Source organism: Streptomyces sp. NPDC050287, from assembly GCF_044459385.1.
In the GTDB taxonomy this organism is placed as follows: Bacteria; Actinomycetota; Actinomycetes; order Streptomycetales; family Streptomycetaceae; genus Streptomyces.
Genome location: NZ_JBITIY010000003.1, coordinates 1 through 25467, shown reverse-complemented (window position 1 = coordinate 25467; position 25467 = coordinate 1). Strand labels below are relative to the sequence as shown.

Here is a 25467-nt window from a genome sequence, read left to right as displayed (position 1 = left end):
TACGTCGAGGGATGGCGGAAAGCGCCGTCACTCCCGTGCGGGCCACCCCGCAAGGGTCAACCGGAGTCATCCATTGACACTCGTCCAGCAGTGGTGTCAGCCTCAAGAGATCCGATGAATTGGTGCCAGTGCAGGGAGCATCAGTCATGCATGACGACAGGGCCCTGATCGAGACCAGGCTCGCGAAGGCACTGACGGAACGGATCGCCCCAAGGGTCCATCCGGTCTCGGTGCCGCTGGAGTTGCAGGCGTGGAGCGCGCCGGGCGAACCGGTGCCGGTGGCCGAGGGACTGGCCGCACCGTATGAGCCCGTGAAGGTGGGCCAGGCCTGGGGCCGCCCGTGGGGCACCGTCTGGTTCCGGGTCCGCGGCACCGTGCCCGAGGAGTGGGCCGGGCGGACGGTGGAGGCCGTCCTGGACCTCGGGTTCACCGGCGCGGGCCCCGGTTTCCAGGCGGAGGCGCTCGTCCACCGGCCGGACGGGACCGCCGTGAAGTCCCTCAACCCCCGCACCCAGTGGGTGCGCATCGCCGACAGAGCCGAGGGCGGCGAGGAGGTCCTGCTGCACCTGGAGGCCTCCTCCAACCCGGAGATCGACGGTCCCGTCAGCCGGATGGGCGACTGGGACACCGCGGGCGACGAGCCGGTCTACCGGCTGCGCCGGATGGACCTGGCCGTGTTCGACACCGAGGTCTGGGAACTGGTCCAGGACTTCGAGGTGTTGCAGCAGCTGATGCTGCAGCTGTCGACGGACGACCCGCGCCGCTGGGAGATCCTGCGCACCCTGGAACGCGCCGTGGACGTCCTGGACTTCCGGGGTGACGTGAACGACGCCGCGTCCGAGGCCCGCGCGGTGCTCGCCGGCGCGCTGGCCAGGCCCGCGCACGCCTCGGCGCACCGGATCAGCGCGGTCGGGCACGCGCACATCGACTCGGCGTGGCTGTGGCCGCTGCGTGAGACGGTCCGGAAGGTCGCCCGTACAACGTCCAACGTCACCGACCTCATGGACCGGCATCCCGGGTTCGTCTTCGCGATGTCCCAGGCCCAGCAGCTGGCCTGGATCAAGGAGCACCGACCGGAGGTGTACGCGCGGGTCAAGGAGAAGGCGGCGGCCGGGCAGTTCGTGCCGGTCGGCGGCATGTGGGTGGAGGCCGACACCAACATGCCGGGCGGCGAGGCCATGGTCCGCCAGTTCACGCACGGCAAGCGGTTCTTCCTGGAGGAGTTCGGCATCGAGACGGACGAGGTGTGGCTGCCCGACTCGTTCGGCTACTCGGCGGCGCTGCCGCAGCTGGTGCTGCTCTCGCGGTCCACCTACTTCCTGACGCAGAAGATCTCCTGGAGCCAGTTCAACAAGTTTCCCCATCACACGTTCTGGTGGGAGGGCATCGACGGAACCCGGGTGTTCACCCACTTTCCGCCGGTCGACACCTACAACGCGTCGTTCACCGGCGAGGAGATGGCGCACGCCGTGCGGAACTTCCGGGACAAGGGCTCCGCGACCCGGTCGCTCGTGCCTTTCGGCTGGGGCGACGGCGGCGGCGGGCCCACCCGCGAGATGCTCGCCCGCGCCGAGCGCCTGGCCGACCTCGAGGGCGCGCCGCGGGTCGCGATCGAACCGCCGTCGGCGTTCTTCGCCAAGGCGCTGGCGGACTACCCGAACGCGCCGGTGTGGCTCGGCGAGTTGTACCTGGAGCTGCACCGGGGCACCTACACGTCCGTCGCGACGACCAAGCAGGGCAACCGGCGCAGCGAGCACCTGCTGCGCGAGGCCGAGTTGTGGTCGGCGACGGCCGCCGTCAGGTCCGGGTTCGCGTACCCGTACGAGCGGCTCGACCGGCTGTGGAAGACCGTGCTGCTGCACCAGTTCCACGACATCCTCCCCGGGTCGGGGATCGCCTGGGTCAACCGGGAGGCGCGCGCCACCTACCGCGACGTCATGGCGGAGTTGGAGACGGTCATCGGCGAGGCGCTGCGGGCGCTGGCCGGCGACTCCTCGGCGGGCGGCACCATGATCTTCAATGCTGCTCCGCACGGCCGTGACGGTGTGCCCGGCCTGGGCGCCGCTCCCTCCTGCGCGCGCTCGGGAGCGGCGCCGGTCAGCGCCACGGCCCGCGACGGCGGCCATGTCCTGGACAACGGTCTGGTGCGCGTGGTCATCGACGGCCGGGGGCTGGTGACGTCCGCGCGGGACGCCGCCACGGGACGGGAGGCCATCGCCCCCGGCGGCTACGGCAACCTGCTGCAGCTCCACCCCGATCTGCCGAACAACGGGGACGCCTGGGACGTCGACCACTACTACCGGCACACCGTCACCGACCTGACGGAGGCCGAGGAGGTGACGCTCGCCGAGACCGGATCCGCCGCGGCGAGCGTGCGGGTGGTACGCCGCTTCCGCGACTCGCGGGTGGAGCAGACCCTGCGGCTCGCCGCCGGTTCGCCGCGCCTGGACATCACCACCACCGTCGACTGGCGCGAGTCACGGACGATCCTCAAGGCCGCGGTCGCGCTCGACGTCCACACCGACCGGTCCGCCGCCGAGACGCAGTTCGGGCATGTGTACCGCCCGGCCCACACCAACACCTCGTGGGACGCGGCGAAGTTCGAGATCTGCGCGCACCGCTGGATCCACGTCGGCGAACCCCGCTACGGGGTCGCCGTCGTCAACGACTCGACGTACGGGCACGACGTGACCCGGTCGCGGCGCGACGAGGCCGGCGGGGACGGCGGCATCACGACCGTCGTCCGGCTGTCGCTGCTGCGCGCGCCCACCTTCCCGGATCCCGACCCCGACCGGGGCGAGCACCGGTTCGGCTACGCGCTCGTCCCCGGGGCGACGGTCGGCGACGCCGTCCGCGAGGGGTACCGCGTCAACCTGCCGGAGCGGACGGTGCCCGGCGACGCGGAGGTCCCGCCGCTGGTGACGGTCGCGGGCGAGGATGCCGACGCGGTCGTCGTCGAGGCCGTGAAGCTGGCCGACGACGGTTCCGGCGACGTGGTCGTCCGGCTGTATGAGGCGCACGGCACACGCGCCGGGGCCGTACTCGTACCGGGGTTCGCGGCCGGCCGGGTGACCGAGACCGACCTGCTGGAACGGCCGTGGGGCGACGCACCACCGCGGGCGGCGGTGACCGCCGTGCGCGGCGACGGCACGGTCGAACTGGCGCTGCGCCCCTTCCAGATCGTCACGCTCCGGCTCGCCCGCGCCTGAGCGCTCCGCCGGCAGTCCGGTACGCCACCTGCGGGTGCGCCGTGGCTGGTCGCTCGCCCAAGTACTCGGTTCGCTCGAGCAAGGGCCCCGCCCTAGGGCCTGTTGCGAAAGTGGCCTCGTCGCCCGGAGGGCGGCCGCGCGGCGTCCGGTGCGTGCTCTGGGGGTCCCCCCGGCCGAAGGCTGGGGGAGTGCCGCCCGGAAGCCCTCGTACTGGGCGTACTCGGGCTTTCGGGCGGTGCGGCGAGAGTGCGTGCCGGGCGTCGCGCGGCAGAGGCCACTTTCGCAACAGGCCCTGGCCGCACCGGCCGAAAGCCCAAGCAGGCGCACGTATCGCAGGCCCGCGTATGGCAGGCCCACCTCGCATCGGAGACGCACTATGCCCCCTTCCCCCGCCCTCCCGCCGCGCCTGTGGGACGCCCCCGAGATCACCGGGTGGCGGCGGCTGCCCCTGCACGCGGTCTCCCGCCGGGACCAGGGCGACCGCATCGGCCTCGACGGCAGCTGGCGGTTCCAGTTGCTTCCGGGCCCCGAGTGCGGGCTTGCCGACCGCTGGTCACGGGTCGAGGTGCCGGGGTGCTGGACGGTCCAGGACTTCGACGACGTGCATGGCGTGGGCGATCTGCCGCACTACACGAACATCCCGATGCCGTGGCCCGAGCCGCCGCCCCACTTGCCGGCCGTCAACCCGACCGGGGTGTACGAGCGCGAGGTCGACATCCCGGCCGGGTGGGTCGGCCGGCGGATCGTGTTGCATGTGGGCGCCGCGGAGAGCGTGCTGATCGCCGAGGTGAACGGGGAGCCGGTCGGGGCGGGCAAGGACGCGCATCTGGCGAGCGAGTTCGACGTGAGCGGCGCGGTCCGCGCCGGGGAGTCCAACACCGTGCGGCTGACGGTCGTGAAGTGGTCCGACGCCAGCTACGTCGAGGACCAGGACCAGTGGTGGCACGGCGGCATCACCCGGTCGGTGTTCCTGTACGCCACCGACCCGCTGTATCTGGCCGACGTCCGGGTGACCGCGGGCCTGGAGGCGGGCAGCGCGGGGCGGCTGCGCGTGGACGCCGACGTACGGTACACCGGCGGCGTCCTCCCGGAGGGCTGGCACATCTCCGGATCCCTGGAGGGCCGTGAGGAACCGCTCGTCACGGAGCCCGCCGGACAGCACCGGGCCGCCGGCTGGCAGGGCGTTGCCACGCTGACAGCGACCGTCCCCGACGTCCGTGCCTGGTCGGCCGAGACACCTGACCTGTACGCCCTGACGGTCCGGCTCCACCGCCCCGACGGCACGGTCGCCGACGAGGCCCGCTGCCGCACCGGCTTCCGCACCGTCGAGGTCCGGGGCCGGGATCTGCTGATCAACGGCGAGCGGGTGTTCATCAGGGGCGTCAACCGGCACGACTTCCACCCGCTCACCGGCCGGGTCGTCTCCGAGGACGACATGCGCGCCGACCTGGTGATCATGAAGCGGTTCGGTTTCAACGCCGTCCGTACCTCCCACTACCCGGGCGACCCGGCGCTGCTCGACCTCGCCGACGAACTCGGCCTGTACGTCGTCGACGAGGCCGACATAGAAAGCCACGGCCACTACGACGAGATCGCCCACGAACCCGGCTACCGCGCCGCCTTCGTCGAACGGGTGGCGCGGATGGTGACCCGCGACAAGAACCACCCCTCCGTCATCGTCTGGTCGCTGGGCAACGAGAGCGGCTACGGCCCGAATCACGACGCCGCCGCGGGCTGGCTGCGCCGATACGACAGGACACGCCCGCTGCAGTACGAGGGGGCGATCCACACCGGCTGGTCGCAGACCTGGACGGCCACCGACATCGTCTGCCCCATGTACTCGGCCATCGACACGATCATCGAACACACCACGTCCGGCGAGCAGACCAAACCGCTGATCCTTTCCGAGTACTCGCATGCCATGGGCAACAGCAACGGCTCACTCGCCGACTACTGGGCCGCCTTCGAGTCGACCCCCGGTCTCCAGGGCGGCTTCATGTGGGAGTTCTGGGACCACGGCATCCTGCAGCGGCTCTCCGACGGCCGCCCGGCCGGGCCGGGGACCGTCGGCGGGTACACGGCCGGGGTCGCCGCGCCCGGCCACCGCTGGGCGTACGGCGGCGACTTCGGCGACACGCCCAACGACGGTGCCTTCTGCGCGGACGGGCTGGTGCTGCCGGACCGCACCCCCAAGCCCGGCATGGACGAGCACAGGGAACTCGCCGCGCCTGTGCGGCTGCGGCTGCCGGACTACGGGGCCCGTGAGGTCCTGGTCCGCAATCACCAGCACTTCCGCGACCTGTCCTGGCTGACCGGTGAGTGGCGGCTGGAGACGCCCGGCTCCGCCGTCGTCCTCGCCCCGGCGGATCTTCCGCCCCTCGGCCCGGGCGAGAGCACGGCGGTCCCGGTCCCGCCGGACCTGCTCGCCCGGATGCCGGAGACGGGCGAGGTCTGGCTGACGCTGTCGGTACGCACCGCTGACGACGAGGCCTGGGCGCCGCGCGGCACCGAGCTGTGCGCCCCGCAGGTGCGGCTGCGCTGTGAGACCCGCGGCCTCCTCGCCCGCGCCGGGGCGCGGGAGCCGGACATGGCCCCGGTGTGCGTCGACGACCAGGGGTTCGTCGTCCATCCGCGGCTCGCCGCCCCGCCCGTGCTCAGCCTGTGGCGCGCACCGACCGACAACGACCGGCTCGGCGAGCCCGCCGACCGCTGGGCGGAGCAGGGCCTTGCGACCGCCGCCCGTTCGCTGACGAACATCAAGCGGGACGGCGAACGCGTGGTGGTCCGCGCGGAGTACGCCACGGCGGCCGGCGTCGTCGTCCACGAGCAGGCTCTCACCGCGCTGGCCGGAGGGGTGCTCCTGGTGGAGGAGATGGCGGTGGTCCCCGAAGGCCTGGACGACCTGCCGCGGGTCGGGACGGTGTTCACCGCCGCCGAAGGGCTGGACCAGGCCGAATGGTTCGGCCACGGCCCGGGCGAGACGTACCCGGACCGGTACGCGGGCGGCCCGGTCGGCCGGTACGGCGCACCGGTGCGGGAGCTGTTCACCCCGTACCTCCGGCCTCAGGAGAGCGGCGGCAGACACGGCGTGCGGTGGTTCTCGCTGCACGATGCCGGCGTCGGGCTGATCGTCCACCTGGACGAGCCCCGGCAGGTGAGCCTGACCCGCTTCACCGCCGCCGACCTGGCCGTCGCGGAACACCACGACGAGCTCACCGCCCGTCCGTGCGTGACCGTCCATCTGGACGCCGCCCACCGGGGAGTCGGCACCGCCTCGTGCGGCCCGGACACCCTCCCGGCGTACCGGGTCGGGCCTGGCACCCACCGCTGGTCGTGGACGCTGAACGCCATGTGAACGGCCGGCCCTCGACGTCCGCCGGCGCGCGGTGTGCGAACCACCGAAGGCGGGCGGACTCTCTGCCCCGCCTCTCGAAAGCCCTACAGATGCTTGCCGCCATACGCCGCCGGAGTCGCTGGGCAAGCTGCGCGGGCCGACCCAAGGTGTCGTGGATCTGCCGCTGCACCTGGCCTGGTCCGGGATGACCTCATACGACCTGGGCAAGCCGCGCCAGCGCATGGGCCTGTACCGCACCGTCCTGTACGAGGGCCTGCACGACGACCTGCCCCGGTACCTCAACCGGGACCTGCTCCCCCAGCTGTGGCCGGTGCTGCGCACCCTCGTCGGTCGTACCGTGCGCGCTGTATGGGAGGACGCCTTCCCTTAGCTCGCCTCACGCACCCGGGCAGCCGCGTGACGGACATGCCGGAGCTGCACACGCGGCTCCTGGCGGATGTAATCGCGCTCGGTTCCCCGTATCCACTGGTTCTCCACCGGTGGATACGCCGTGCGGGCGCACCGCCTTGTGAACCGCCCCAGCCAGGACCTTGACGTCGCCACCGAGAACCCGGCGCCCATGGCCGACATCGCTGCCACGCTCCGCGCCGGCCTGGAAGCCCGCGGCTGGAAGGTGCACACGCCGGAGGCCGCCCCGCTGTCCGCCCGCTTCACCGTGTCCGGCGCAAGTCGTCGATGCCCTGTGCGCGGTCGGCGGCGGAACGCCCGCTCCTGCCGAGGCGCGGGATCTCGGTGGCACGGCCGGGGTCGGCCTCCGCAGAGCCCAGCCATCCTCTTCACTTGACCTGTCAAGGCAGGCACATCCAATGAATCGAGTCACTCTACGCGGCACTCGAACGCGTCTGTCAGCTGCGATATCGGGCTGATCTGGCAACTTCCGTCGAGGCCCTAGACAGATCGCCGACTGGTGCCTGTTAATACATCCAATGTCGCTCCGCTGAACACGCGTAGTGTTCAAGCCTGTCATGGCAGCGTGTGCTGTCCTGCGAACTGCCAGGAGAGGACCTTGTCAGAGCCGATCACCCGCCGACGGGGCGCTCGTCGGCATGGCGGTCACTCACTGCGGGCTTCGCCGTCGCGTCCGGGGCCCGGTATCGAACGGAAGACCTGCTGCCCAGCGCGCCGTAACGCTTGTGCCGGGCGCCTCACTCAAGGGGTTCAGTTCACCTGGCGGGCCAGCCCGCACATCGATCACGGGAGTGGGCCATGTCCCCATCAAGGATGACTCGCCGTACGTTTCTCGGTGCGGCGGGTGCGGCGACCGCCGCGACCGCCCTGCCGATCGTCCCCGGCTACTCCGGCCTTCTGCCGCAGGCGTCCGCGGCGACCCCCCAGACCAATCTCAGCAACTTGGTGAACATGCGGTTCGGCATGTTCAACCACTTCAGCCTGGGCACATTCACCAACGAGGAGTGGGCCGCCCCCAACCAGAACCCCGCACTGTTCGCCCCCACGGCCGTCGACTGTGCCCAGTGGGCCGCCGCCGCGGCGGCGGCGAAGATGAGCTACGGCATCCTGACGACCAAGCACCATGACGGCTTCGCCCTGTGGCCGAGCGCCTACGGCACCCAGAACGTCGCGAACAGCTCCTACAAGCAGGACGTGGTGAAGGCGTACTGCGACGCCTTCCGGGCGAAGGGGCTCAGGGTCGGGTTCTACTACTCGATCTGGGACCGCACCTACGGCGTCGAGGCGTGGGAGAGCCGGCACAAGGTGTCCGGGCTCGAGATCACGGACGCCATCCAGCCCGGCGACATGACGTTCATACTCGGTCAGATCACCGAACTGCTCACCAACTACGGCACCATCGACATGTTCGTCACCGACGGCTACGCATGGCAGATGGGCCAGCAGGCCGTCTCCTACCAGCGCATCCGCGAGCACGTGAAGTCCCTCCAGCCGGACATCGTCATGATCGACCACGGCGCACTGTCCGTGCCGTTCCTCGGCGACGCGATCTACTTCGAGGAGCCGCTGGGCGTCTCGGCGCCGACCGGCAACACCTACGCCGCCACGCAGGGACAGACGATCAGCAACGGGTGGTTCTGGCATCCGTCCACGCCCACCGAGGGCCTGATGAGCAAGGACTCGATCCTGTCCCACCTGGCGGATCTGGAGCCCAAGTACACCTCGTTCATCCTCAACTGCCCTCCCAACCGCAACGGCAGGCTGGACACCAACATCGTCAATCGGCTCGCCGAAGTCGGGGCGGCCTGGAGCCCCGACAGCTCCAGGCCCCCACTGCCCACGCAAGTCCTGCGCGCCGAGCACCCCGTGACACCCGTCAGCGCCTACGCGACCGCGTTCCGTGCGGGTGAGGGCCCGCTCAACGTCATCGACGGGCTGAGTGACAAGGGCTACGAGACCTGCTGGTCGACCTGGGGGCTGTCCACGGCCCTGCCCCACTCGATCACGATCGATCTGGGCGGGGTGTGGAGCAACGTCTCCACCCTGGAGTACCTGCCCAAACAGTGGAACCGCAACAACTCGACCGACGGCGACATCACCTCGTACACCATCTCCACCAGCACCGACGGCACGAACTTCACCCAGGTCGCCACCGGCAGCTGGGCCGGCGACCGCGCCACCAAGGTGGCCGAATGGCCCGCCCGGAACGTGGGCTTCGTACGGATCCGGGCCAACGCGGCCACCGGCGGCTACGCCAACATGGGCGGCGTGAGGATCGGCGGCCGGACGGCCAAACCGGCACTGCTGTCCACCACGCTGCCCGGCGACGGCACCGTCTACCGGCTGGTCGCCCGGCACAGCGGCAAGGTCGCCGACGTGGAGGGCTGGGCCACCGCGAACAACAGCAACGTGCATCAGTGGCCCTGGCTCAACCGGACGAACCAGAAGTGGATCTTCACCAACACCGGCGACGGCTACTACAAGATCAAAGGTGTGGGCAGCGGCAAGCTCATGGAGGTCGCGGGTCTCTCCCGCGCCGACGGCGGCAACGTCGGCATCTGGTCGGACGCCAGTGCCCCCCAGCAGCACTGGGCCGTCACACCCACCGGTGACGGCTACTACTTCCTCATCAACCGCTACAGCGGGCTCTGCCTCGCCGTCGACGAGGGCAGCACCGCCGACGGAGCCAACATCGAGCAGCAGCCGTACGCGTCGCGGACCGAGCAACAGTGGCAGATCATCCCCTCCTGATCCTGCCCTCCGGCCCGCGCCTCCTCGGCCTGTTGCGAGGGGTCTCCTGGGCCGCCAACGGGGCCGCGCCGGTCCAGTAGACCTGCGGAAGCCGGCTCAACCAGCAGTTCACGCTGCGGAGCGTCACCTCCTGAGCGCCCCAGCCCCCTCGACCCGCACGTCTCCACGAAGAAGACGCGCACGTCCACACCCAGCAACGAAGGGCCGCGCATGCACACCTCCCGAAGACTCGCCGCCAAACTCACGGCCACGGCATCCGCCACCTGGACGTCCAGAGCGGCTCCGTGAACGCGGGTGCCCCGATCATCCAGTGGCCCTGCACCGGCGCCAGCAACCAGAACTGGACCTTCAACGGTTCGGCGATCGTCTCCGCCCGCAGCGGCCTGTGCCTGGACGTCTCCGACAACTCCACCGCGGAGGACCACGCGATCATCCAGTGGACCTGCAAGAACACGACCAACCAGCAGTGGAGCCTGACCGAGCGCCCGCGCTCGGCGACCTGGGGCCCGGCCATGGTCAGCGGCGGCCAGACCTTCAACGCGCAGGCCATCCGGATGGTCATCCACAACAACACCTCCGGCGCGGGGCTGCGCATCCGGCTGTCCAACCTGCGCAGCACGACCGCCCTCTCGGTCGGTGCCGTCACGGTGGCGGTCCAGTCCAGCGGCGCCACCGCGGTCGCGGGCACCACACACACCGTCACCTTCGGCCGTTCGGCCACGCCGACCATCCCCGCGGGGCAGGAACTGACCAGCGACGTCATCCCGATGCCGGTCGTCGCGGAGCAGAACCTGCTGGTGAGCGTCTACCTCCCGGGCACCACCGGCGCCTCCACCTACCACAACGACGCCCACCAGACCTCGTACCTGTCCGCCGCGGGCACCGGCAACCACGCCGCCGAGGAGGCCGCGACGAACTTCACCGCCACCACGGCCCGCTGGTTCTACGTCGCCGGACTCGACGTCGTGTCACCCACGGCCAAGGGAACCGTCGTGGCCATCGGCGACTCCATCACCGACGGCTCCAGCGCCACCGACAACGCCAACCAGCGCTGGCTCGACTACCTCGCCCGAAGGCTGCAGGCCGAGTCCGGCGGTCAGCGCCTCGGCGTGGCCGATGCGGGCATCGGCGGCAACCGCGTGGTCACCGACAGCCCGTCCGCGCAGCAGGGCATCGCGGCCGTCACCCGGTTCTCCCACGACGTCCTGACCCAGCCGGGCGTGAAGGACGTCATCCTGCTGGAGGGCATCAACGACATCAACACCACCACCGCCACCACCTTGCCGAGGAACCCGCAATCTCCCTCAGCGTCATCAACGGACCGGCCGGACCGCTCTACAACGTCTCCATGGGCGGCGCCGATCGCACACACCTCTTTCGGATCTTGGGCCTGCCCTGGATGATCGCGAAGCTCTATGCCAGCATCCCGCCCCGCCGGTTCTACGTCGCTTCCGTCATCGACACCGCCAAGGGCATGACCGGGGTCGGGCGCATCGGGCGCGGCTGGCACACCCTGCTCGAGCGCGGCCTCCTCCACGGCCGCATCCACTACGAAGGCGCCTTCGCCGCGCTCGACCTCGACCACGCCCCCGCGCCGTGGCTGCTCGGCGACGCCGCCCTCGCCAGCGCCTACAACATGGCCTACGAGCGCGTGTACCCCGGCGCGTTGACCGAACTGGGCATCCCCGCCACCGCCTTGACCGGCCGCAAAGCCTGGGAGCAGTGGCTGTACGGCTGACGACCACCAACAACGCGGCATGGGCTATCGGCGTACGCCTGTGACTGGTCGCGATAGTGGGCACCGGCGGAGCCTGCCGGACAGGCACAACTTCCTCACCGCGCCCGCAGTCCACCACTCACAGCGGCCAGGCGGTCAGCAAATCGCCGGGGCCATAGGCGGCATCCAGGCCCGGACAGTCGACGCCGCTGCGCGAGACCACCACGACCGGAACGGGTTCGCCGGTGAGGGCGGCCCGGTGCCGATGGAGAGCTGCCAGGTCGTGCCGGTCGAAGGGTGACTGCTCCAGCCACTTGATGGAGCCCACGAAGAGCAACTCCTTGGCAATGGGGGCGCGGTCCGCACCGACGACATCGATCTCGACGTCGTTGGTACGCGTCCAGTAGCCGCCCACTGCGGGGGCCGCAGGCAGCCTGTCGTCCGGCAGTACTCGCGCCAGGGCCTCGCGGACCAGGGGCTCGACGGCCCGGCCGCGCCAGCTGGTCCAGTTCTCCCGGATACGTGCCAAGGTCAGATCGCCCCGCCCCCGCTCGATCTCCTCCATGGACGGGCCGAGCAGGTGCAGCCAAAACCGCAGGTAGGGATCTGTCACCCGGTAGCGGCGATCCTTCGACGGACGCAGCGATACGGGCAGCTCCGCAGCGACGATCCGCTTGTCCGTAAGCAGCTCCAGCGCTCGCTGCAGGGGCGTGGCTCCTATCCCGCCGGCTGCACGGGCGATGTTGGTGAAGGTCCGCTCGCCACTGCCGATGGCCGCCAGCACCCTACGCGCCTGAGCCTGCGGAGGGAATTCGGCAGCCAGCGAGCGTTCGGCCGACACCAGCAGGGCCGAGACCGGGTCACTCAGCGCCTCGCCGAGGAAGTCCCACAGCCCTGCGTCCCGCTGCCACTCCGCGCAGATCAGCGGCAGCCCGCCGGTGACCAGCGTGGCGTCGAAGGCTTCCGCCGGGTCCAGCCCGAGCATCCTGCCCACCTCGGCGGGGTTCAGCGGCCCCAGCACCATCTCCCGGCCGCGCTGATGGAAAGGGCGTCCATAGCCGTTCAGAGCCTCCATCATCGACAGATCGGAGCCGATGAGGACCAGCAGCACCGGCTTGGTCTCCAGCCCCCGGTCCCAGGCCCGTTGCAGCATCCCCTCAAAGGCGCCCTCTACGTCCATCAGATACGGCACCTCGTCGATGACCAGCACGCTCGCCCGGTCAGCGGGCAGCGCCGCAGCCAGCACATCGAACGCGGCGTCCCAGCTCTCCGGCCGCGCGGCGGCCACCAGCCCCGCCAGCGGCAGCGTCGATGCTTGGGCGTCCCGGGCCAACCGTGCCAGATCATCCCTGGGGGACGCACCGGTCGCCGCGTAGAACAAGAACGGGGCTCCGGAGCGCTCCGCAAACCGCTCGACCAGTCGCGACTTGCCCACCCGTCGCCGCCCACGCAACATCACGCACCGACCGGGCCGCTCCCCGCCAACCGCTGCCGCCACTTTCTGCAGCTCCCGCTCCAATGTCGCCAGCTCCTGCCGACGACCTACAAAGTCCACCATGCCCGCCGACCTCCACGCATGACACTAACGACAACGTTACTAACGTAGAGGTTAGTAAGTATCCTCGCCAGCGCCAGCCGTCGCTCACGAGCGCGGGCCATGGACCTGCGTTCCGAGGACGACACCGAGCGCCGTTGACGCGGACCGAGCGCGGCGGGCATCGGCGCAGCCGCGGCGGTCCGCCGCGCCGCACAAAGCCCGGGAGCGCTCCTTGGATTCGGCGGCCATCGGTTCGGTGCGGGCGCCTGTCAGCTCGGGAGCTGATCCTTCGAAGGAAATTCAGCGGGATCGCGTCCCGCAATCTTGTCAGGGCCATGCCCCTCCCCTACAGTCCCTCCGAAACGGAGGCCATGGGAGCGCTCCCATACGGGAGAAGCGTTCCCCTGATCGCCCCCCACTCCTCCGAAAGGGACTCGCATGCGAACGTCACGGCACCCTGTCCACCGCACAGCACGCAGTCTGTTAGGCATACTTCTCGCTTCGCTCGCCACCCTGGCGGCGCTGCTGAGCACCGCCCCGGCGGCCCAGGCCGACACCACGCTCTGTGAACCGCTCGGGACGACCACGATCCAGGGCCGCTACGTCGTCCAGAACAACCGCTGGGGCAGCAGCACGACCCAGTGCATCACCGCCACCGACTCCGGTTTCAAGATCACACAGGCCGACGGCTCGGTTCCCACGAACGGCGCCCCGAAGTCCTACCCCTCCGTCTTCAACGGCTGTCACTACACCAACTGCTCCCCGGGCACCGGTCTCCCGGCGCGGCTCAGCGGCATATCCAGCGCGCCGACCGGCATCTCCTACAGCTACGTGAACGACGCGGTGTACGACGCCGCGTACGACATCTGGCTCGACCCCACGGCCCGCACCGACGGCGTCAACCGGACCGAAATCATGATCTGGTTCAACAAGGTGGGTCCCGTTCAGCCCGTCGGCTCGCAGGGCGGTACGACCACCGTCGCCGGGCGCCAGTGGCAGGCATGGTCCGGCAACAACGGCTCCAACGACGTCCTGACCTTCGTCGCGCCGTCGGCGATCTCCAGTTGGAGCTTCGACGTCATGGATTTCGTCCGCCAGGCCGTCTCACGGGGGCTGGCCCAGAACGACTGGTACCTGACCAGCATTCAGGCCGGCTTCGAACCCTGGCAGAACGGCACCGGCCTCGCCGTGACCGCGTTCTCCTCCGCGATCAACACCGGCGGTGCTCCCGGTGGCTCCGGAGGTTCCACGGCTTGCGCCGTGGCGTACGGGACGAACGTCTGGCAGGGCGGCTTCACCGCCGACGTCACCGTCACCAACACCGGTTCCTCTTCGATCAACGGCTGGAAACTGGCGTTCACACTGCCGGCCGGGCAGCAGATCACCAGCGCCTGGAACGCCGACCTCGCCAGGTCGTCCGGCGCCGTCACCGCAAGCAGTGTCGCCTATGACGCGCAGATCCCGGCCGGCGGCAAGGTCTCCTTCGGCTTCCAGGGAACGTACGGCGGCAATTTCGCCAAACCCACAGCCTTCAGCCTCAACGGGACCGCCTGCACCACCGCATGACACACCTTGTGCGGCAGCGCATGCCAGGTGTGGAGGCCCAACTCCCGCAGGGCGCGCACCTCACGTCACGGCGTGCCGGGCCGACCGGCAGCGCACCCCCACCTCGTCCGGCCTCGTCGCGGACGCCGCCCAGGGCATGACCGAGCCGCACCGCGCGCACCGCCGAGCAGCACACCTCCCGCTGACGAAGAAGACGGATCCCTCCCATGCAGCTTCTTTCGACCCCCCGTTCCCCCGCCCGAAGGCGCACCGCCACGTTGCTGGCAGTGCTCTGCTGCGCCGCGTTACCCGTCCTGGGCGCGGCGACCCGGCCCCCTGTGGCGAATGCCGCCGCCACGGAGGTCCTGGGCAACGCGACGCACTTCGACGGGCTCGGCAGCCCCTACGGCGGCTGCGGTCTGCCGCAGAGCGAACTGGACAGCCAGGACTTCGTGGCGCTCAACGTGTTCAACACACCCGGCGATTACTCGAACGCCTACCCCCGCCCGGTGCCGGACTCGACCGCATCGGTCAAGGGTGTCTTCGACAACGGCCGCAACTGCGGCCGCTGGGTCAAGGTCACCATGGGCGACTACTGCACCGGCACCAACGACGGCGCCCCGGGCCGGCCCTTCTGCCGCAACGGCTCCTGGGTGGCCGACAAGTACAACGGGGCCACCCTGACGATGCTCGTCGCGGACAGCTGCGCCGACTCCAACGCCTGGTGCCGTGACGACCCCAACCACCTCGATCTGGCAACCGGTTCACTCAACCGCTTCCAAATCGGCAGCACCGAAGTGGGGACGATGTACCCGGACCACTGGAACAACCGTCACGTCTCCTGGAGCTTCGTCCCAGCCCCGGACTACAGCGGCGACATCCGTATCGGCTTCCTCAAGGGAGCTCAGCGGTACTGGCCCGCCATCGCCGTCTCCCACCTGCCGAGCGGCATCCACGGCGTCCAGTACCTGGCGAACGGCGCCTGGACCGACGCCGGAATGAACAGCGACATGGGGCAGTCGTACGTCATCGGCGCGACGGCCCCCGGCCAAAGCAGCTTCACCATACGCATCCGCGACGCCGCCGACGCCTGGCTGGGCGGCGGCCGTACGTACTCGTTCTCCCTGCCGTCGGGCTGCGCAGGAGGCTGCTCACAGGACTACACCACCGTCGCCTACACCACCGACAGCTCTGGAGAGACACCGCCGCCCACTCCCCCGCCGAGCGCCGCCTGCACGGCGGAATGGAAGCTGACCAGCTCATGGCAGGGCGGCTACCAGGCCGACGTCACGGTCACCGACACCGGGTCCGAGCCGGTCACCGCCTGGTCGGTGCACCACACCCTGCCGGGCGGTGTGACCGTGGCGAACCGCTGGAACGCGGTGGTGGATCCGTCCCGCCCCGCCATCACCGTTCACAACACCTCCTACAACGGCTCCCTGGCGCCGGGCGCGTCGACTACCTGGGGGATGACGCTCAACGGCGACGACCGAAACCTCGGGACCCTCTCCTGCACCGCGTCCTGACCGCAGGAGCGCCCAGGCGTCAGGACCCAGCGCTCTCCCGCCTGGTGGAGGTGGTGCATGAGGTGACGGCCTGGGTCGTTCGCGCAGCGGCTTCACCAGCAAGCTCCCCCTGAGCGCCGACGTCCGCTGTCGCCCGGCGCCGTGGGTGGCTCGCCCTTCACCGGCCTCCTGAGTTTCCGAAAGTATCCCGAAACTTTCCACCGTCTATTGACGGTCCGTTCGGGATCCGAGTTACCTAGCTTTCAGCAGCACGTCCCCGAGAGCCGTCGCCGGACGGCTGCCGCGGCCGCTCCCGCTCGTCGAATCGGCGGCCGTCCGCGCCGTCCTCCACTCGTGCCCATGACCCGCCGAGCAGCATTGCGGGGCGCGGCGGCCTGCCCGTAACGACCACTGGAGGTCGAACATGCCTCACGGCAGAAACCTGACCGCATTACGCCATGCCTGGGCTGCCGCGGCCGCCGCGGCACTGGCGGTCGCGGTCGGCGCGCTGATCGCGCTCACCCCCGCACCTGCCATGGCGGCAGGCAGCACGTTGAAGGCCGCGGCGGAGGCGGACGGCCGGTACTTCGGCACCGCACTGACCGACGGCGATCTCGGCATCAGCGGCGAGGTGGCGGTCGCCGGGGCACAGTTCGACATGGTGACTCCGGGCAACGAGATGAAGTGGGACACCACCGAGCCGTCCAACGGGTCCTACAACTTCGGGCCCGGCGACCAGATCGTGCAGTTCGCCCAGGCGCACGGCATGCGGGTCCGCGGTCACAACCTGGTCTGGCAGAACCAGCTGCCCTCCTGGGTCTCCAACCTGCCGTTGAACCAGGTGAAGTCCGCCATGGAGGCGCACATCACCACGGAGGCCAGCCACTACGCGGGCAAGGTCTACGCCTGGGATGTGGTCAACGAACCCTTCAACGAGGACGGCTCCTTCGTCCAGGATGTGTTCTACCGGGCCATGGGTTCCGGCTACTTCGCCGACGCGCTGCGCACCGCGCACGCCGCCGACCCGGCCGCGAAGCTGTACATCAACGACTACAACATCGAGGGTGTGAACGCGAAGAGCAACGCGTTGTACAACCTCGCCCAGTCCCTGCTCGCCCAGGGAGTGCCGCTCGGCGGCATCGGCTTCGAAAGCCACTTCATCCTCGGTCAGGTGCCTTCGGACCTGCAGGCCAACATGCAGCGGTTCGCAAACCTGGGCCTGGACGTGGCCGTGACCGAACTGGACGACCGCATCCATCTCCCCGCCACCAGCAGCAACCTGCAGCAGCAGGCCACCGACTTCAGCACCGTGGTCCGGGACTGTCTGGCCGTCTCCCGCTGCGTGGGCGTGAGCCAGTGGGGCGTGGACGACGGGCACTCCTGGATCCCCGGCACCTTCCCCGGCTACGGCGCCGCCACCCTGTATGACGGCAACTACCAGCCCAAGCCCGCCTACTACTCGGCTCTCTCCGCCCTCGGCGGCTCCAGCACCGGCGGCGGCACCGGCACCAGCGGCGAGCTGCACGCGGTGGGGGCCGGCAAGTGCCTGGACGTCCCCAACACATCCACCACGGCGGGCACCCAGCTGCAGATCTACAGCTGCTGGGGCGGATCCAACCAGGTCTGGACGCACACCTCCACCAACCAGTTGACCGTCTACAGCGGCAACAGCCAGATGTGCCTGGACGCCTACAACAACCAGACAGCGCCCGGGACCAAGGTGGACATCTGGCCGTGCACCGGCGGGGCGAACCAGCAGTGGAAGCTCAACGCGAACGGCACCGTCACCGGCGTGCAGTCCGGGCTCTGTCTGGACGTCACCGGCGCCTCCACCGCCGACAGCGCGTCGGTCGAACTGTGGACCTGCAACGGGCAGACCAACCAGCAATGGACCCTGGGCTGATTCGGCCCTTGACGTGAGTGGACGTGCTGCCCCCCGTCGAACCGCGCAGTTCGACGGGGGGCAGCACGTCGCAGGGGCTTGGGGACGATGGTGACGGCACGGTGGTCAGGGGCCGGCTCACGAAGGGGCAGGACTCTCCGCCGACCGGTTCGCAGCGATGCCCCGCAGATGACCACGGGCCGCCGCCGACGGCCGCGGGGGCCGGCCGGGTGGCGGTAGCGGTAGCCCTCGGGCGGTGAGTTGGCGGACGTCCCCCAGGAGAGGCCGCCGCCCGGCCGGAGACGGAGGCGTCGGGGCTCGTGTCCCGAGGGCGGCCGGGACGGGACAGAGTCCCGCCACACGTGCGTCTGAGCCGACCGTCCGGGTGGCCACCCCGGAGGGTGTTTACGGCACAACCAGTTAGCGCTATACCAGAGGATGGGAGCGCTCCCAGCGCACAGCTCCGGTCGCCCACCAGACCGCTGTGCGCCGACGACGAGAGCCTGCCACGCACGGTCGCACCACCCGCGGACGGGCCGCTTCCGGTCCTGCCGGATGTCACCGGTCCGATGTCCGACCGGTGCCTGACCGGCGCTTGCCCGGTGCCTGTCGTCCCCGCCGCGGTCGGATGACCCCAGAGGAGACCCCCCACATGAGGATTCCACGCACCAGTCGGCGCAGGTCGCCGATGCCCGCCCCTCGCTTACTCGGCCTGCTGGGAGCGGCGCTGCTCGCTCTCGTCCTGAGCTCGCTGCCGTCCCCCGCATCGGCCCACGGCGTCGCCATGATGCCGGGCTCGCGCACCTACCTGTGTTACAAGGACCTGGTCGCCCACAGCAGCACCCAGATGCCGGCCAACCCGGCCTGCGCCGACGCGGTCAAGGCGACCGGCACCACGCCGCTGTACAACTGGTTCGCCGTCCTGGAGTCCAACGGCGGCGGGCGGACCAAGGGCTTCATCCCGGACGGGGAGATCTGCAGCGGCGGCCACACCGGTCCGTTCAACTTCTCCTCGTACAACGCGGCCCGCACCGACTGGCCCAAGACGCACCTGACCGCGGGCTCGACCATCCAGGTGCAGTACAGCAACTGGGCGGCCCACCCGGGCACGTTCAACGTCTACATCACCAACGACGGCTGGTCCCCGACCAAGCTCCTGGCCTGGGACGACCTCACGCTCATCAAGTCCGTCACCAACCCGCCGCAGTCCGGCAGTGCCGGCTCGGACGGAGGCAACTACCACTGGGACCTCACACTGCCGAGCGGCAAGACTGGTCAGCATGAGCTGTTCATCCACTGGATCCGCTCGGACAGCCAGGAGAACTTCTACTCCTGCTCCGACATCGTCTTCGACGGCGGCAACGGCGAGGTGACGTACTGATCGTGGCATGACGAGCCGTTCCGGACCCGCCGGGCACCACCCGGCGGGTTGTCGCCCCGCCGCGCGGCCCCGGTCATCCGGTTCGGCCAGACGGAGGTCTGGCAGTACCACGGTTCGCCCGCGGCCCTGTGCGCCCAGGTGGGCGTGGACACCTACTCGACAGCCATCCGCCGGTGGGGAGCCGATCCGGCAGACAGCGCCCACCACCGTCGGATACTCCACCTCGCTTCACGCGCTCGCTGCGGCTGCGGCTGCGGCTACGGCTACGGCTGCGGCGAGCCATGCCCGGTGTGCCGCGATCTCGGCCGTGTACTCCTGCCCCACGACGTCGGCCATCGGCACCAGTGTGAGCGCACTGGAGCGGCTGCGCTGCTCGCGCGTCAGCGACTCGGCGGTGCCGGCGCGGGCATAGCGGCGTACGGTCTCGCGGTCCAGCCCGAGCCGCGCGCTGATCGCGTCGATGGTCGGTTCATCGCCGGAGCGGCCATCGTCCTGCCTGAGCGAACCCTCGGCCGACAGGTGAACAGCAAGACACCGGGTCGGTGCGAACCGGGCATCCGAGGTCCGTGGGCCGCGTGACCGGGCGCCTTGACTCGGGCCGCCGTCGGACGCTTTGATCATGCGCGTGCCGGGCCGTTGCCCCGGTACGTCACGGGTGCGCCCAGCCGGTAGCGGGCACGGTCCAAGTCCCGCCCGAGTCGTCCGGATCGCGGCAGCGTCCGAGGCGGGGCAGTACTCGCGATGGATGGAGCGGACATGTCCGTCATGCATGTGGCCCGTGTCGGGGCGGCCGCCGCTGTGGTGGCCCTGCTGGCGGTCGCCGGCTGCGGCACCAAGGCCGACACGGAGGACCCTTCGGACGCGACCCCGGGACACAGCCCGTCGGAGGCGTCCGCCTCGCGGAAGCCGGCTCCCACCGCGGTCGGGCTCCCACCACCGCACGCCGGCTTCGACTACCAGATCGGGGGTGCCTATCCACCGCCGCGCGGAGTCCGCGTCGTCAGCCGTGACCGTACGGCGTCCCCCGCGCCGGGCCTCTACAACATCTGTTACGTCAACGCCTTCCAGGCCCAGCCCGGCGATGAGAAGACATGGCCCGCCGATCTGCTCCTGCGGGACAACAACGGCGAGGTGGTCATCGACCAGGACTGGAACGAGGCCCTGCTCGACATCGGTACGGCGGTCAAGCGCGACCGGGTGGCGAAGCGGATCAACCAGTGGATCGACGGCTGCGCCGCCAAGGGCTTCGACGCGGTCGAGCCGGACAACTACGACAGCTACACCCGCTCCGACAACCTGCTGAGCGCGCAGGACGCCACCGCCTTCATCACCCTCCTGTCGGCCCACGCGCACGCCCGCCATCTGGCCATCGGCCAGAAGAACACCCTTGATCTGGCCGGGCAGCGCAAGCGGACCGGCCTCGACTTCGCGGTGACGGAGGAGTGCGGGCAGTACGACGAGTGCGACGCGTACGCGAAGGCCTTCGACAACCACGTCGTCGACGTCGAGTACACGGACAGCGGCCTGCGCGAAGCCCTCGCGGGCTACGGCGACCGGCTGAGCATCGTGCGCCGGGACCGGGACGTGTCCACGCCGGACGACCCGGGCTATGTGCGCACGACCAACTGACGCGAGCTGCGCGCACGGGTGCCCCTGCTGGAGACGGCCCGCGGCCCGCGCGAGGCATGCGACATAGCGCAAGCCGCCCCGCGCACCGCCTACTTGGGCGCTCTCACCGCACCCGGCGGCGACGTGGAACTCAGCTGGGATGTTCAGCAGGCGCAGAGGTGCGGCGGCATTGACAGCGCAGGTCGCCACTCCCATAGTGGGAGCGCTCCCACCCTCCTAGGAGAGCTGTCATGATCATGGCTTTACTGCGCGTGTGCCGGCGCCGCCTGCCGCTCTGGGCTTTGGTGATGACCGTGGTGGCGGTGGCCGTTCCCGCCGTCGCAGCGCGCGCGCAGGGCGGGGCGGCGGGCTGCGCGGTCACCTACACCACCAACGAGTGGACCGGCGGCTTCACCGCCCAGATCCACGTCACCAATCTCGGCGCCGCCCTGAACAGCTGGCGACTGGAGTGGACGTACGGCGGCGACCAGCAGGTCACGTCCGCCTGGAACGCGCAGGTCGCCCAGTCCGGCAGCGCGGTGACCGCCGCGAACGTCGCGTACAACGCCGTGCTCGGCGCCGGCGCGTCCGCGGACTTCGGACTCCAGGGCACCTGGCGCACCGCCGACCCGGCTCCCGCCGCCTTTGCCCTCAACGGCACGCCGTGCGGCGGAACCGCGACCCCCACGCCGCCGACGCCCCCGACAGACCCGGCGCCGGCCGGATGTGCCGGGGCGACGATCTGCTCCGACTTCGAGGACCAGACCGGTACCGAGCCCTCGGGCGCCTGGCAGACCACGGCACCCGACTGCCAGGGCGCGGGGAAGGTCAGCGTCGACCCGTCCGTCGCCTACAGCGGCACCAGGTCACTGCGCGTCGACGGCGGTGCCGGCTACTGCAACCACGTCTTCGCCGCCTCCACCCGCGACCTGTCCTCCGTCGGGCCCGTGGTGTACGTGCGCATGCGGGTCCGGCACACCACCGCCCTGCCCACCAACCACGTCACCTTCGTGTCCATGCCGGACGCCTCGCAGGGCGGCAAGGCGCTGCGCGTCGGCGGGCAGAACGGCGCGCTGCAGTGGAACCGCGAGAGCGACGACGCGACGCTGCCGGAACAGAGCCCGGCGGGGGTCGCGCTCAGCACACCACTGCCGACCGGCCGGTGGCTGTGCCTGCGATTCCAGATCGACACCACCGCCCAGTCCATGCGTACGTGGATCGACGACGGGGAGGTCGCCGGACTGCACGTGGACGGGGTGCCGACCCAGAACGTCGACGGGCAGTGGCTCGCCCGTACGACCCCTCCCCGCCCCACCGGCCTGCGCCTGGGGTGGGAAAGTTACGGCACCGGAGACGACACTCTCTGGTTCGACGACGTGGCCCTGGGCTCCTCGCCGATCGGCTGCTGACCCCCGCGTAGGCCTCCCTCGATCCTGTGGGTGCCGAAAAAGTCGTCCGCACTGGTCAGTGGCATGGGTGTCCCACGGCGGGTTCCCCACGACGGCGTCGAAGCCGCCTGCCCAGCCTGTGGTAGCGGGTCCTGCATCGACGTATTGATCAGGCTCGGTTCTTCGTCGGCGGGACTCAGAACCAGCTCGATGCAAAGAAGCGGGCTGGCTCACGCACGATCGATCAGCTCGACGTGTTGCTGACGTTGCTCGCTCACCCCGAGCGCGTCACGGAGGCCGGCCCGAGCCGCCCCGTCTTCAATCGGATGAACCTCTCCTTGGCAGTCATGGAGGCCGCCAAGACTTTCCACACCCGGTGGCGCGGCCTCCTCGGTCTCGACTACCACCCCGAGGCGTCGAGGGCGCACTGGACCCGGATCAAGGCGCTCACCCGGCGCCTGGCCGAGGGATGGGACGACGAGTACGACGACCTAAAACCGGTCGCCGAGCTTCGCTACTACCCGCAGGCGCGCATGGGCCGCTATGCGCAAGCGGAAAAGGCCCTTACCGCTGCACTGCAGAACTGCGTAGATGTTCCCTCACTGGCCAGACTGGCGTGCTGCCAAACACTCCTCGGTGTCACGTATCTGAACACGGGCCGTTACCTGGAGGCCGAGCGAGCCATCGCCTCCGCCCGCCGAGGTATGAGAGCCACGGATCGCTTGTGCAGTTGGCCAACTGCGACTCACTCTGCGCATTCGCCCAGGCATCGCAAACGTCCAATCCTCAAAACTGTGAAACATTCCTCAAGTTGCTGCTGCCCGCACTACTAGTGCTGGACGCCGTGCGCTTCCAGTTCCCAGCTGCTTCGGCTCGAGCCGCTTGGTCACAAATGATCACCTCCGGCTTTGACGCTGCATTCGAGGTGGCAGCCGAACTTGGGGATGCCCAACTGATCAGTGAACTAGGGCCTGTCTGGAGTCGTGATCAATGCGGTCTGTTTTCGGGCCCGAGGGTCGCGCCGAGCTGGTAGAACGCTGCGGTGACGCGACGTGAACTGAGCGATGGCGAGTGGGAACTGATAGAGCCGTTTCTGCCGATAGGGCGGTACGGCCCCTTCCCGCAGCGCCTGCGAGAGCAGTTCGAGGGCGTCATCAGGCGGTTCCGCACTGGCAGCCAATGGCGAGAGGTGCGAGAGGAGTTCGGGGCTTGGCAGACGGTCTACGGCCGCTTCACCCAGTGGCGCGACGTCGGCATGTTCGCGGCGCTGATGGAGGGGATGATCGCCGAGGCCGCGCGGCGCGGCCAGGCCGACATGTCTCTGGTCAGCGTGGACTCCACGGTGGCCCGCGCCCATCACGACGCGGCTGGGATGGTGGTGGAACCGGAGGTCCTGGCGGCCCTGGAAGAGGCCGCGGCGCGGGAAAAGGGGCCACGGAAACCGGGCAAACCGCCCCGGCGACCGTCGACTCGCCGACCTTTGAGTCCGAGCGGGCCGAGCGCCGACGGCTGCGTCGGCGCCGCCGGGCCCGGCTCAAGGCGGCGGCGCTGGGCCGCTCGCGCGGTGGGCTGACCAGCAAGGTCCACCTCGCGGCAGACCGGCGATGCCGCCCGCTGGCGTTCGTGCTCACGCCTGGGCAGGCCGCCGACAGCCCCCCGGTTCGTCGCGGTATTGGAGAAGGTCAAGGTGCGCGGGCCGGTGGGCCGTCCGCGCGCCCGACCGGACGCGGTAGCTGCCGATAAGGCGTACTCCTCGCGGGCGAACCGCGCCTACCTGCGCAGACGCGGGATCAAGGCGGTCATCCCGGAGAAGGCCGATCAGGCTGCGAATCGCAAGAAGCGAGGCAGGGACGGCGGTCGACCGGTGTCACATGACGCTGAGCAGTACAAGGAGCGCAACACGGTGGAACGCTGCATCAACAAGATTCGGGCATGGCGGGGCCTGGCCACGCGCTACGACAAGACGCCCGCGAGCTACATGGCGGGGCTCCGACTACGCGGATCCATCATCTGGATACGCAGCCTCACCCCGGGGCCGCGGTCGCGGCGCCCGGCTGGCAAGCCGGACGCCGCGACCGCGCAGGTCAGGCCGGCGAGGTGATCGGCCGGCCGAAGTGCCGGGCGAAGAACCGGACCGCGCTGTCGGCCTCGAACCGGGGCAGCTCCTTGTGCTTGCCCGAGTTCACGTGCAACGACTTCTCCTTTGAAGCGAAGGCGTCGAACAGCGCGAGACCCTCCTCGCGCGAGATGTGCTCGTCGTCCCACTGCAGGTCGAACTCGATCGGGATGGTGATCTGCTTCGCCTTCTCGGCCAGGACATCGGGCCAGTGCTGGCCGAAGACTGCGGCGGTGATCCTGGGCTCGTTCGCAACGAACGGTATGCCGATCGCGGTGCCCATGTTGATGCCCCAGAAGCCGACCGGCCCGTCGGTGCCGATCTCCGGGAGTTCCTGGAGGGCGTCCAGGGTCGCCTGATACTCAGGCACGGCGAGCTCCGCCAGGTGTGCGTTGTAGCGCACGACGATCGGGCCTTCCGGCTCGCCCGCCGCCCGCGCCCGGAACAGCTCGGCGATCTCCGCCTCGTCGTGCGTCGTGCGCGGCCGGTCGCCGTGACCGGGCGCGTCGATGACGGCGACGTGCAAGCCACAGCCGGTCACGAGGAGACGGGCGCGGCCGGACATCGCCGGATGCTTCTTGTGGTTGCCGCCGCCGTGGGCCATCAGGACCAGGGGTGCGCGATCAGCTGCGCCGGAAACCGGCGACCAGAGAACGCCGGGGACGCCGCCCACGATGAAGTCGCGTTCGACCATGCCGTTCGACGACGACTCGGCGGTGAACTGCAGAGAGTGCATAGGTGTTGCCTTTCGGGAGTGCCTTGTTGTCGAGGCGCTCCCGGCGACACCTACGTCAATCGCCGGCCGTGATGGGAAGGGGGAGCACCCACGTTGATACAGCGTTCATGGGTCTCACCTCCTCGGGCGGTGTCACGGTCGACTGAAAGCTACCAGCCCGATGATCACCCCTCAACCCTTTTCCCCGCCACGTCGATACGACTCCAGACAGGCCCTAGTTGTACTGCCCAGGCAGGTTGGTCGAATCTGTGCGGCGACACGGCCTGATTCTGTGAGATGACGAAGGCCTCCGGTTGTGGAGTGGAGCTGTCGAGGAACCGCTCCGCCAA

Annotated in this window: 13 protein-coding genes and 4 pseudogenes; 14 read left to right on the top strand and 3 right to left on the bottom strand. The window is 69.9% G+C overall.

The features are described from left to right. Positions 1-146 precede the first annotated feature (146 nt). The 7 genes and pseudogenes from ACIBK3_RS10625 to ACIBK3_RS10595 all read left to right on the top strand — a co-directional run bounded on the left by ACIBK3_RS10625 (position 147) and on the right by ACIBK3_RS10595 (position 11461). Positions 147-3209, top strand: a complete 3063-nt coding sequence (locus ACIBK3_RS10625) for an alpha-mannosidase (RefSeq protein WP_399364037.1) — start codon at positions 147-149, stop codon at positions 3207-3209. Positions 3210-3585: 376 nt separating this feature from the next. Then, positions 3586-6564 (top strand): glycoside hydrolase family 2 TIM barrel-domain containing protein, encoded by a 2979-nt coding sequence (locus ACIBK3_RS10620; RefSeq protein WP_399364035.1) that lies wholly within the window; start codon positions 3586-3588, stop codon positions 6562-6564. A 103-nt stretch (positions 6565-6667) separates the two neighbouring features. Further along, positions 6668-6934, top strand: a pseudogene (locus ACIBK3_RS10615) (hypothetical protein); the annotation flags it as partial. Positions 6935-6969: 35 nt separating this feature from the next. Next, a pseudogene (locus ACIBK3_RS10610) lies at positions 6970-7225 on the top strand (nucleotidyl transferase AbiEii/AbiGii toxin family protein); the annotation flags it as partial. 545 nt (positions 7226-7770) lie between these two features. Next, on the top strand, positions 7771-9723 hold the full coding sequence (locus tag ACIBK3_RS10605) for an alpha-L-fucosidase (RefSeq protein ID WP_399364034.1): 1953 nt from the start codon (positions 7771-7773) through the stop codon (positions 9721-9723). Between the two features lie 254 nt (positions 9724-9977). Then, positions 9978-11126, top strand: a complete 1149-nt coding sequence (locus tag ACIBK3_RS10600) for a ricin-type beta-trefoil lectin domain protein (protein WP_399365522.1) — start codon at positions 9978-9980, stop codon at positions 11124-11126. Then, positions 11123-11461 (top strand): hypothetical protein, encoded by a 339-nt coding sequence (locus ACIBK3_RS10595; RefSeq protein ID WP_399364032.1) that lies wholly within the window; start codon positions 11123-11125, stop codon positions 11459-11461. Before ACIBK3_RS10600 ends, ACIBK3_RS10595 begins: the two co-directional genes overlap by 4 nt. A gap of 118 nt (positions 11462-11579) precedes the next feature. On the opposite strand, the gene ACIBK3_RS10590 is transcribed toward ACIBK3_RS10595, so the two are convergent. After that, positions 11580-12998 (bottom strand): ATP-binding protein, encoded by a 1419-nt coding sequence (locus ACIBK3_RS10590; RefSeq protein ID WP_399364030.1) that lies wholly within the window; start codon positions 12996-12998, stop codon positions 11580-11582. A gap of 417 nt (positions 12999-13415) precedes the next feature. On the opposite strand from ACIBK3_RS10590, the gene ACIBK3_RS10585 reads away from it, so the two are divergent. The 4 genes and pseudogenes from ACIBK3_RS10585 to ACIBK3_RS10570 form a co-directional block, all read left to right on the top strand. Further along, on the top strand, positions 13416-14543 hold the full coding sequence (locus ACIBK3_RS10585; RefSeq protein ID WP_399364028.1) for a cellulose binding domain-containing protein: 1128 nt from the start codon (positions 13416-13418) through the stop codon (positions 14541-14543). Between the two features lie 317 nt (positions 14544-14860). Then, positions 14861-16048 carry a cellulose binding domain-containing protein gene (locus tag ACIBK3_RS10580; RefSeq protein WP_399364026.1) on the top strand — a complete coding sequence of 396 codons (1188 nt, stop codon included), beginning with the start codon at positions 14861-14863 and terminating at the stop codon, positions 16046-16048. A gap of 403 nt (positions 16049-16451) precedes the next feature. Continuing rightward, the gene (locus ACIBK3_RS10575; protein WP_399364024.1) at positions 16452-17930 is read left to right on the top strand and encodes an endo-1,4-beta-xylanase; all 1479 of its coding nucleotides are present in this window, start codon (positions 16452-16454) and stop codon (positions 17928-17930) included. Between the two features lie 667 nt (positions 17931-18597). Then, positions 18598-19284: pseudogene (locus ACIBK3_RS10570) on the top strand (lytic polysaccharide monooxygenase); the annotation flags it as partial. A gap of 234 nt (positions 19285-19518) precedes the next feature. Here the strand turns inward: ACIBK3_RS10570 and ACIBK3_RS10565 are convergent. Next, complete coding sequence (locus ACIBK3_RS10565) at positions 19519-19911, bottom strand: hypothetical protein (protein WP_399364022.1); 393 nt, start codon at positions 19909-19911, stop codon at positions 19519-19521. A 135-nt stretch (positions 19912-20046) separates the two neighbouring features. Here ACIBK3_RS10565 and ACIBK3_RS10560 point away from each other — a divergent pair, with 135 nt between their 5' ends. From ACIBK3_RS10560 to ACIBK3_RS10550, 3 genes and pseudogenes are all read left to right on the top strand, one after another. Next, complete coding sequence (locus ACIBK3_RS10560) at positions 20047-20919, top strand: endo alpha-1,4 polygalactosaminidase (protein ID WP_399364020.1); 873 nt, start codon at positions 20047-20049, stop codon at positions 20917-20919. Between the two features lie 230 nt (positions 20920-21149). Beyond that, a complete protein-coding gene (locus tag ACIBK3_RS10555) occupies positions 21150-22307 on the top strand; it encodes a cellulose-binding domain-containing protein (protein WP_399364018.1) in 1158 nt (385 codons plus the stop codon). Positions 22308-23328: 1021 nt separating this feature from the next. Beyond that, a pseudogene (locus ACIBK3_RS10550) lies at positions 23329-24387 on the top strand (IS5 family transposase). On the opposite strand, the gene ACIBK3_RS10545 reads toward ACIBK3_RS10550, so the two are convergent. Continuing rightward, positions 24371-25138: an alpha/beta hydrolase gene (locus ACIBK3_RS10545; RefSeq protein WP_399364016.1), complete on the bottom strand. Its 768-nt coding sequence runs from the start codon at positions 25136-25138 to the stop codon at positions 24371-24373. The pseudogene ACIBK3_RS10550 and the gene ACIBK3_RS10545 overlap by 17 nt on opposite strands. Positions 25139-25467: the final 329 nt, after the last annotated feature.

Coding starts and splice junctions, on each gene's coding strand:
- ACIBK3_RS10620 (WP_399364035.1), top strand. CDS start 3,586: ATGCCCCCTTCCCCCGCCCTCCCGCCGCGCCTGTGGGACGCCCCCGAG.
- ACIBK3_RS10585 (WP_399364028.1), top strand. CDS start 13,416: ATGCGAACGTCACGGCACCCTGTCCACCGCACAGCACGCAGTCTGTTA.
- ACIBK3_RS10590 (WP_399364030.1), bottom strand. CDS start 12,998: ATGGTGGACTTTGTAGGTCGTCGGCAGGAGCTGGCGACATTGGAGCGG.
- ACIBK3_RS10575 (WP_399364024.1), top strand. CDS start 16,452: ATGCCTCACGGCAGAAACCTGACCGCATTACGCCATGCCTGGGCTGCC.
- ACIBK3_RS10555 (WP_399364018.1), top strand. CDS start 21,150: ATGATCATGGCTTTACTGCGCGTGTGCCGGCGCCGCCTGCCGCTCTGG.
- ACIBK3_RS10605 (WP_399364034.1), top strand. CDS start 7,771: ATGTCCCCATCAAGGATGACTCGCCGTACGTTTCTCGGTGCGGCGGGT.
- ACIBK3_RS10565 (WP_399364022.1), bottom strand. CDS start 19,911: ATGATCAAAGCGTCCGACGGCGGCCCGAGTCAAGGCGCCCGGTCACGC.
- ACIBK3_RS10595 (WP_399364032.1), top strand. CDS start 11,123: ATGATCGCGAAGCTCTATGCCAGCATCCCGCCCCGCCGGTTCTACGTC.
- ACIBK3_RS10625 (WP_399364037.1), top strand. CDS start 147: ATGCATGACGACAGGGCCCTGATCGAGACCAGGCTCGCGAAGGCACTG.
- ACIBK3_RS10545 (WP_399364016.1), bottom strand. CDS start 25,138: ATGCACTCTCTGCAGTTCACCGCCGAGTCGTCGTCGAACGGCATGGTC.
- ACIBK3_RS10560 (WP_399364020.1), top strand. CDS start 20,047: ATGTCCGTCATGCATGTGGCCCGTGTCGGGGCGGCCGCCGCTGTGGTG.